We start from the raw sequence: 9,432 nt of genomic DNA, 5'->3' as shown, positions 1-9,432 counted from the left end.
CTCGCTAACGGTGGCTCGCTACACCTTGCCGTATGGGATTTCCACCCACTAAACCAACCGCCCTTTTCTGGACGCGCTTACCCTTTTACCGCGCCCACCGTCAGTCCGCCCACAAACTGCTTCTGCAGGAAAGCGTAGGCAAGCAGCATCGGTAGAGCGCTCAGGAAACATGCGGCAAACAGCATGGTCCACTGCGTCGGCTTCTGCATATCCCCGAGGAAAGACAGCATCACCAGTGGCAGCGTCTTTTTCGTGGATGAGGATAAAAACAGCATAGATAAGAAAAAGTCATTCCAGATCGGCACACCCTGGGTAATAATAATGGATGCCAATACCGGTTTGGTCAGCGGTATCACGATCTTAAAGAATGTTCCAAGCCTGCCCGCCCCATCGATTCTGGCGGCTTCCTCCAGTGCTATAGGCACTCCCGATTTCACGAAATTTGTATAAACAAAGATGGAAAACGGTATCGAAATGGTAACGTACATTACAATCGGTGCTATATAGCTGTTGTTAATTTTAAAATAGCGCATGATATTATAAATCGGTATAATGGACATCTGCGCGGAAATCATCATCCCTGCAAGGAAGAAGATCTGCAGGAACCCTCCTATTCTCGTCTTAAGGCGTGCCAGTGCATATCCCGCCAGAGCCGCCACTACAAGCAGGATTGCCACGCTGCTGAAGGTCGTAATCACGCTGTTCTTCAGGGAACGGAAATAATGCATCTTCTCAAAGGCTTCTTTGTAACTCTCCAGAGAGAACTCATTAAACAGCTGTAAGAAAGACGTTCCATTATCCGGTGAACGAAAAGACCCGGACAGTGCTATTAAAAGCGGAGACAACATAATGGCAAAGAATATTACTATGATTATGCTGAATATAATTTCTTTTTTTACTGACTTTTTCATTATGCTTCCACCTCCCTCTTCTTAAAGAAAAACAGAACCACGCACGATATAACCAGAATCAGGACAAAGGCCGAGGCCGCCAGCGCTTCCGCCAGGCCGTACTGGTATTCCACAAATGCCAGTTTGTAGACACTGTACATCAAAGTGCTCGTCGATGAGCCCGGTCCGCCTCCCGTCAATGTAAATACATAGTCGAAAGATTTAAATCCATTGATTAGCCCAAGCATCACATTAACAGCAATCGTATTCGCCAGCATGGGGATCTTCACACGGAACATTTCCTGATGCCATTTGCATCCGTCGATCTTACAGGACTCAATCACTTCACCCGGAAGGTTCTGAAGTCCCGCCAGATAGATCAGGGTCATGGTTCCGGAAGTCTTCCACTGTTCCACAAATGCACAGGCAATCAACGCCGTCTTTGTACTTCCCAGCAGATTTGGCGCTGCTTCCGCTGCTCCGAAGATATCAAAAACATTGTAAATCATTCCATAATATGGCGCGTAAACATAACTCCATATAAAAGCCACAACCACCGTACTAAATAGCGCGGGTATGTAGAACACCGTCCGGAAAGCCCCCTTCATACGCATCTTCATGTTCAGAATAAATGCCAGCGTCAACGCCAGGACGTTGCCAAACACCACCGTAAAAATCGTATAAACCCCCGTATTTTTCAACGTATTGATCAGCGTTCCGTCTTTTAATAGGTACTTAAAATTCTTCAGTCCCACAAAATTGTAATCCCCCACACCGGACCAATCCGTAAGTCCGTAAAAAAATGACATCAGAACCGGCAGTACCCAGAAAATCACGTACAATAAAAGTGCCGGTATAAGAAAATAGTATAAAGTTCTGTTTGTTTTTCTTTTCACCTCTTGAAACCCCTTCCTATATGAAATTTGGCCCGCATTTCATATGAACTTGTCATTTGCAGTAGCCTTTTGTAAGATAATCCTAGCATAGGGGAAGTAACTTTTTCTTTTCAAGTAAGTAACTTTTTGTGGAAGAGGGGGGACGCCTGTCCAAAGAGGGAGCTGTACCGCTGCGGGGGAGACAAAAACGGCAGGAGATTCCGGGATGCGGAGGTCTCCTGCCATTCTTTTGTGTTTGATGAGTTATTTTATTATGATATGTCCGTCAAGCCTTGGTGCGGTTCTTCTGTATGTAACTGCGGGATAGCCCAGGAGCATGCAGCCTGCTACTCCTTTTTCTTCGATTCCAAGCCATTTTTTCAGAATCGGGCTTGTGCTGATTACGCGCATCATGTAACCGCTGTAAAGGGCGCCCAGACCATGGGCAACGGCCATGTTCTCGATGTTGGCGGCAGCCAGGCCTCCGTCCAGCGGGTGGTTGTCCGCTGATATTACCAGGAAGGCCGGGGTGTTGTAAAAGAAATTATCGTCCGTGGAATCCGCTTTCCACTTTTCGTAAAAACGTTCAAAGATTCCGGCATACCGGGGCACATCTTTTTGCAATGTACGGATAATATCCGGCATATTTTTCCATACCAATGTCTTGAATTCCTCTAACTGATCCTGTATAAAGATAAATGTGCATGCCTGTTTATTTCTTGCTGTAGCAGTATAACGGCCAGCATTCAGGATATCCTCCACCTTTTCCCGTTCGATTTTTTCCGGCCTGAAATTGCGGATGCTTCTCCTGAATTTGATTGCATGCAGCATATTTTCAGGATTCACATCAAATGTCTTTGGCACATAATCCTCCACATCGTCCATATCATATTCCGGTATCGCAGCAGCGCGAACCGGACAGACCGCCACACAGTGTCCGCACTGGAAGCACGGTCCCGAAACGTCTGCTTTTCCTTCTATAATATGCAGCACATTCACCGGGCAGTCAGCCGCACATTCCCCGCACCCAATACACAAATCACGATTTATTTTTACCATATTTTATCTCCTTTCATCCTTTTATTTTCTTGTATTATACACCAAATAAAAACTAGTACATCAAATAATAAGTAATTTGCTGTTAAACTGAGATAAATTTTCGAGAGTGCTGCTTCACAAACGTAGGCGTAGCGGGCTACGCTGAGGCTTGTGGAGTAGTGCTATCGGAAATTTAGGTCAGTTTAACAGTAAGTTAATTATTATTCGAGGTACTAGACACCATCCCGGACGGTATCCAAAAACCGCACTTTTCTGTAATAATTTTCCTGCAAACACTGTATTACTTCCAATAACAGGGCAATACTATATTCATGCACGTCCGCTGGACTACCCCACCATTATTCCAGAGGGCGCCATGCAGACTGACAATGAAAGGAGCCTTATTTACATGAAAGCAGAAATTGACAGAGAAGGATGTATATCATGCGGACTCTGCGCCGCTACCTGCCCGGAGGTATTCCGCATGGCAGATGACGACCTGGCAGAAGTCTATAGCGAAATAACCCCGGAAACAGAAGATACCGCAGAAGAAGCGGCAGAAAACTGCCCCGTCAGCGTTATCAAGGTTGATTAGGGGGGAGGTTGTTTTGGCAGGGGGGACGCTGTGCGGAATTGGAACAGGCATCTCCTGGATACGGAATTAGGGCATAAGCGCCGCTAATCAAAATCGGAGCCGGCATGGTGAACACCGCAGACACTCACGAGAATTCTGATGAATTCTCGCTGCGGGTCTGCTTGCCTTCAGGCCTTGTAGGCCTGAAGGAAGTTCACATGCCAGCTCCGATTTTGATGAAGCGGCGCTAATGCCCTAAAAGACGCATCCAGGAGATGCCTGTTCCAATTCCGCACAGCTGGACTCATCCAGTCAGAAGTCAAAAACTCCCTCACGTGAGGAATCAAGGCGGGAGCAGCGTATGAAACAGTACTGGTGATACAAAGGTTGCTCCAGAACAATCCCTTTCGTAATAACAGACACTGCCTTTAAGTCAGAACATTAAATTAACCTGTTTATAATCTCATCCCGGCCCAGCCAGTTCCCATCCGCCTCACCCGTCGGAATCCCCACCGAGGCAGTATCGTGACCGTCTTGATGCGCCCAGCCTGCCGGAAGGTGGATGCTCCGATGCCGTCCGGGGAGGCTTATGCTGATTTTGGAAGCCTTTAGCGTGCCGTACAATTTCTTACTGCGAAAAAGCCGCATCTTATGGAGGAAAACTGATTCCGAATCAGTTTTCCAGAGCGTCTGAGCTTAGAAAGCATCGGCTTTCTAAGTGAATACGCTCGGTTCCATAAGATGCGGCTTTTTCGCAGTTAGAAATTGTAGGCTAAGCGGCCGGTTTCCAAAATCAGCATAAGCCTCCCCGGACGGCATCGGAGCATCCACCTTCCGGCAGGCGCCCCTCATCCGCTCCCCCACTGCCCCAAAAATTCCTACTTCTTGCTATGTGTATCTGCAAGTACAGATATTACGATTATGACTCCCTTGAACACCTGCTGCCAATATGTATTCATTCCCACCAGTGTCATTCCATTTGTCAGAACGGTAAGCAGAAGTACTCCCACGATTGTCCCCATGACTTTTCCCCGTCCGCCGGACATGCTTGTTCCCCCGACTACGGCTGCCGTGATGCAGTCCATCTCGAAGTTCAGGCCGGCTGAGGGCTGTCCGGAACCGAGGCGGGTGGTGATGATCAGACCTGCTATGGCGGTCAGGACTCCCATGATCATATAGACAAGGATTTTTACTTTTTCTACTGCGATTCCTGACCAGCGGCTTGCCTCCATATTTCCGCCTACGGAGTAGATGTAGCGTCCGAAACGGGTCTTCGATGTCAGAATGACGCCGAATATGATAACGATTACCATAATGATGACGGGGACGGGAATTCCAGCGATGTATCCGGTTCCTATCATCGTAAAACTTTCATTGCTCCATACTACGGAATTACCGCCGGTGACGATGTAGGCCAGGCCCCGCAGTACGGTCATGCTTGCAAGGGATGCGATGAATCCCGGCAGCTTTCCTATTGCGCAGAGCACTCCGTTAACGGTTCCGATTACCGCGCCAACTGCAATTGCCGTAATCACGGAAAAGAATACATTGTCCGTATTCTTGCAGACTACGGCTCCTACCAGGCCTGCGGCACATACGAGGGAACCTGCCGATAGGTCAATCTCACCTATGATGATAACCATGGTCATCCCCACCGCCGCGATCGCCGTATAGGAAGCCTGCCTCAGAATATTAGATATATTGTTGGCGGACAGAAACTGTGAGTTCATGATCGTCCAGATCATACATAATACGATTACTACGCCAACTAAAAGCAGTTCCCTGAAGGATCTGAGATTTATCTTTTTTGTTTTATTCATTTTCCATACCTCCGCCAAATGCAGCCTGCATTATGCTATTCTTTGAAACTTCCTCCGCAGCGATTTCGCCGGAAATGCTGCCCTCATGCATGACGATAATCCTGTCGCTTACCTGCATGACTTCTGCGATTTCCGATGAAATCATGATGATGCTTTTTCCTGACTGGGTCAGCTTACGCATCAATGCATAGATCTCACTCTTTGCGCCGATGTCAATTCCTCTTGTGGGCTCATCCATAATCAGGATATCCGGCGTCATGGCCAGCCACTTTGCAATCACCACTTTCTGCTGGTTGCCTCCGCTCAGCTCTTTGACCTCCTGCTCCTCGTTTCTCAGGGATATGCCAAGATCGCTGATGTAGTTTCCCGTGATCTGCTTAAGCACCCGGCGATTCAGCCAGAAGCTTTTCAGCTGTCCAAGCTTGGAGATGAGCATATTATCCCGGATACTCATTCCCAGGATGAGGCCCAGCCCCTTTCTGTCCTCGGGGACAAGGCCGATTCCTGCGCCGATTGCATCCTTTGGAGAAGAGACGCAGACTTTTCCCCCTTTTATATATATTTCACCTTCCCCAATGGGGTCAATGCCAAACAGCTTCCTCATCAATTCCGTTCTCCCCGCGCCTACCAGGCCAAAGAATCCCAGAATCTCCTTTTCATAGAGCTTAAAACTAACCGGGCTGCTTTTGGGATATACCTGCACGTTCTTCACTTCCATGATTACATGCTCCCGATTCACAAATTCACTTCCGCATGCCTTGCGCCCATCTAACTCATGCCCTATCATCATTTTAATCAGGTCGGGTTCTGTCACCCGCTTTGTCTCTACCGTATCTATGTATGTACCATTTCGAAAAACCGTAATACGATCGGATAGCTGGAACACCTCTTCCATTCTGTGGGAAATGTATACGATGCACACGCCCTGTTTTCTCAGATCCTCTATGATCTGGAACAGCACCTGAGATTCCTTTTCCGACAGACTGGCCGTAGGTTCGTCAAACACCACCACTCTGGCCTGAAAGGACAATGCCTTCGCAATCTCCACGCACTGCATCTGTCCGCAGCTCAGCTCGGATACCGGGGTGCCCGGATCGATGTCCAGGTTTACCTTTTGAAGTTCTGCCTTTGCCTTTTTATTCAGTGTGTCCCTGTCCAGCAGCCTGCTTTTTCCGACCGGCTCTCTGCCGATGAAAATATTTTCTGCTATATTCATATTTTCCAAGAGGTTCAGTTCCTGAAAAACCATGCTTAATCCTGCTTTCTGTGCCATTAGCGGTGATTTCATCTCTGCCTCTTCCATCTGTCCGTTTTCTTCGTTCAAAAGATACATGCTGCCTTCGTCTTTTGAGTATACCCCTGTCATGATTTTCATCAAAGTAGATTTCCCTGCCCCATTCTCTCCCATGAGTGCATGGACTTCTCCTTTTCGCAGCTCGATCTGTACATGATCCAGTGCCTTAATTCCTGCAAATGCCTTCGATATTCCTTCCATTTTTACTATTACATCGGACATATCTTCACCTCTTCATTTATGATAGGAACCATCCACATACGCAGATGGTTCCAATTCAGGTACGCCAGGGCGTACCTGCGGCTTTCAAGGTTAATACTTATTCTACCTCAACGCCATATCCTTTTTCTCTGTCGATAAATTCCTGGATATTGTCTTTGTCCATGTACTCAACAGGAACTTCAATAAATTTCTCAACGTCTTTTCCTTCACACCATGCCAATGCCTGTTCTACAGCCTTGTATCCCATCTGATATGGATCCTGTGATACGCCTACTGCCACTTTCCCGTCCCGGATAGCCGCCATATTCTCGGATGTTGCATCCACAGTGGTAATCAATAGGTCTTTCAGATTCGCGGAGGTAGCCGCGCTTAAGATTGCCATACCTGAATTTTCATTAATTCCTACAAACGCATCGATGTCCGGATTTGCCTGCAGAATATTCTCTGCGGAAGCCAGGGCCGTATCTCTTGCATGCGCAGTCTGCTGCTCTGCCACAATTTCAATCCCGCTCTCTTTGATTACTTCCATGAAACCTTCGGTCCTGTCCTTCAATGAGCTGACCGTAATCCCATCGATGATAGCGATTTTCCCTTTGCCGTCGAGTTTTTCTATTACGTATTCTGCCAGCATTTTTCCGATTTCTTTATTATCGGAGGCAACGAATGCAAGGGAACCTTCGCAGTCCACATCCATTGTAAATACGCCGACGCCTCCATTCACGGCATCGCTGACGGCATTGACCACGCCCTCCGAATCATAAGGGTTCAGCAGGATTGCATCGCATCCCATAGTCACCAGGTTCTCGAGCTGGGAATTCTGCGTTTCCAGAGAACTGTCGGCTGACAGGACGTTACATTTTTTCACGTTGTAATCTTCACATGCCTTCTCAATCCCCTTTTGCATTGCTACGAAGAAGGGGTGCACATTCTGTCCGAATGAAACTCCAAGTGTGATTTCTTCCGCTGACTTTCCTTCCTCTGTTTTTGCCTGCCCGGAATCTGCGGCCGGTTCAGAAGCTTCTTTCCCTGGTCCCTCACTTGTACATGCAGCCAGTGTGACTGCCATCATTGCTGCGCAAAGCAGAGCTGCTATTCTTTTTTTCATAATCTATTCCCTCCATTATAACTGGCATTTTATATGTTTTCATGGTATATTTATATCGTATTCAATTAGATCTGCGGGCCGCCTGCTATATTGCGGGGAGCCAGAGCAATCTTGCCAAGGATTGAGTACTGTGACGCATGACCTGCTGCTGGAATATTTCCCGGTATCCGGTGGATAGTTGAATAAGCGATGGTCGCAAACTTAATCGCTTCTTTATATTCCGGCGGGATGCCGATTTCAGCAGAGGTCGTCACTTTGATATTTCCCGGAATTCGTTCCCGGATCTCTTTCATAATCTGAGGATTCTTTACTCCCCCGCCGCTTGCATACAGCTTGTCCGTCTTCTCTATGATCTCCGAAGGTATATTGTCAATCATACTTTTCGCAACAGCCTCCCCTGTAAATGCGCATGACGTTGCAAGAATATCTTCCGCCGGCAGATGTCCGAATTTGTCCAAAACACTGTCTATGTACTGTTCGTTGTAATCTCCTACCCATCCTGATCTTGGTACCGGCCTGTCCCAGAACGGATGCTGCATAAAGAAGTCCAGCATCTCTTCATTGATGTTTCCTCTGGAGGCAAGCTCACCGTCTTTGTCGTAATCCTTCCCGGTCAGTTTCTTGCACAGGTAGTTGGATACCGCATTCCCCGGACCAGTGTCAAATCCAAACATGTCTCTTCTGTCTTTACCTGCCACATGCAGGTTTGCAATTCCGCCGATATTCAGCGTCATGACCGGCTTCTCCTCGTTCCGGAATAAAATGTAATCCAGATATGGCATCAACGGAGCCGCCGCACCTCCCCATACGTGATCTGCGGGACGGAAATGTGTCACCGTGTCAATATTCGTCAGGTTTGCGATTACAGAGCTCTCGCCCATCTGAAGTCCGGCCGGATACGGCCCGTCCAGCCATCTGTGGAGCCAATCCCCCTTTTCCTCCTCAGACATGGACGCGATCTTCGCGTGGTCAGGCTGCTCCTGGTATATGGTCTGTGTATCCAGCCCCAGCACTTTGATATCCAGCGGATTGATATGATTCTCTTTCATAAACTGTACTGCTTTTTCAGCAAATACTGCTCCGCAGATATAATTGAGCCTGTTGATCCCCACCATATCCACGCGGTTCTCAAAGGCATCCCTCACGATCGGCGTTACCTCCTCGGGCCAGTCGTAGGAACCTCCGCAGATAAAGCGGGGCGCTTTGGGAAAACCATCGCTGTCCATCTCGATCTCTGCCAGAATCACGTCGATTCCGTCAAAGGACGAACCACTGTTCATACCCATAATTAAATCCATTTTGTTCCCTCCTTGAATTGATATTTATAGAACACCCTCCGGTGCTGCTACCAGTTTAGTCGGCTTTTCTGCAGGATTTCCGAAATACAATGGAGGCCTCCAGTACCTCTCGTTTCTCCCCCTGCTCTCCGGGGGCTTTTTCTTTTTGTGCGATCAGCTCCTGCACCGCTGCCTTTCCGATCGCTTCGATGGGCTGAACCACGGTTGTAATATCCAGCAATTCATTTAGTTCTTCATCATCCCATCTGTTTTGCCAACTTTTATTTACTGTTTTCTCAAATGCCCATTTTATAAGGCTTTCTACGCTTTCCTCAAT

Annotated in this window: 9 protein-coding genes; 1 reads left to right on the top strand and 8 read right to left on the bottom strand. The window is 47.7% G+C overall.

Annotated features, from left to right (window positions below; all coding sequences use genetic code 11):
- Nucleotides 1-77 precede the first annotated feature (77 nt).
- The 3 genes from GKG43_RS22125 to GKG43_RS22115 form a co-directional block, all read right to left on the bottom strand.
- Nucleotides 78-911 carry a carbohydrate ABC transporter permease gene (locus GKG43_RS22125; protein WP_055153865.1) on the bottom strand — a complete coding sequence of 278 codons (834 nt, stop codon included), beginning with the start codon at nucleotides 909-911 and terminating at the stop codon, nucleotides 78-80.
- Nucleotides 911-1,786, bottom strand: coding sequence for a sugar ABC transporter permease (locus tag GKG43_RS22120; protein ID WP_055153867.1), 876 nt, complete (start codon nucleotides 1,784-1,786; stop codon nucleotides 911-913). Before GKG43_RS22120 ends, GKG43_RS22125 begins: the two co-directional genes overlap by 1 nt.
- 243 nt (nucleotides 1,787-2,029) lie before the next feature.
- The gene (locus GKG43_RS22115; RefSeq protein ID WP_055153869.1) at nucleotides 2,030-2,824 is read right to left on the bottom strand and encodes a nitroreductase family protein; all 795 of its coding nucleotides are present in this window, start codon (nucleotides 2,822-2,824) and stop codon (nucleotides 2,030-2,032) included.
- Between the two features lie 388 nt (nucleotides 2,825-3,212).
- Here GKG43_RS22115 and GKG43_RS22110 point away from each other — a divergent pair, with 388 nt between their 5' ends.
- Entirely contained in the window at nucleotides 3,213-3,398 is a 186-nt protein-coding gene (locus tag GKG43_RS22110; RefSeq protein ID WP_050641638.1) for a ferredoxin, read from the top strand.
- Between the two features lie 857 nt (nucleotides 3,399-4,255).
- Here the strand turns inward: GKG43_RS22110 and GKG43_RS22105 are convergent.
- The 5 genes from GKG43_RS22105 to GKG43_RS22085 all read right to left on the bottom strand — a co-directional run.
- Entirely contained in the window at nucleotides 4,256-5,197 is a 942-nt protein-coding gene (locus tag GKG43_RS22105) for an ABC transporter permease (RefSeq protein WP_055153871.1), read from the bottom strand.
- Nucleotides 5,190-6,713: a sugar ABC transporter ATP-binding protein gene (locus GKG43_RS22100; protein ID WP_055153873.1), complete on the bottom strand. Its 1,524-nt coding sequence runs from the start codon at nucleotides 6,711-6,713 to the stop codon at nucleotides 5,190-5,192. The genes GKG43_RS22105 and GKG43_RS22100 overlap by 8 nt, the downstream gene beginning before the upstream one ends.
- A gap of 97 nt (nucleotides 6,714-6,810) precedes the next feature.
- Nucleotides 6,811-7,818, bottom strand: a complete 1,008-nt coding sequence (locus GKG43_RS22095; RefSeq protein ID WP_050641641.1) for a sugar ABC transporter substrate-binding protein — start codon at nucleotides 7,816-7,818, stop codon at nucleotides 6,811-6,813.
- A gap of 65 nt (nucleotides 7,819-7,883) precedes the next feature.
- Complete coding sequence (locus GKG43_RS22090; protein WP_055153875.1) at nucleotides 7,884-9,116, bottom strand: anhydro-N-acetylmuramic acid kinase; 1,233 nt, start codon at nucleotides 9,114-9,116, stop codon at nucleotides 7,884-7,886.
- A 55-nt stretch (nucleotides 9,117-9,171) separates the two neighbouring features.
- Nucleotides 9,172-9,432 (bottom strand): LacI family transcriptional regulator (locus GKG43_RS22085; RefSeq protein WP_129880070.1); only part of this gene is annotated, 261 nt, incomplete at its 5' end.

The sequence above is a fragment of the Eubacterium sp. BIOML-A2 genome (genome assembly GCF_009680135.1).
In the GTDB taxonomy this organism is placed as follows: Bacteria; Bacillota; Clostridia; order Lachnospirales; family Lachnospiraceae; genus Faecalicatena; species Faecalicatena contortus_B.
This window is presented reverse-complemented; position numbering and strand designations above follow the sequence as displayed.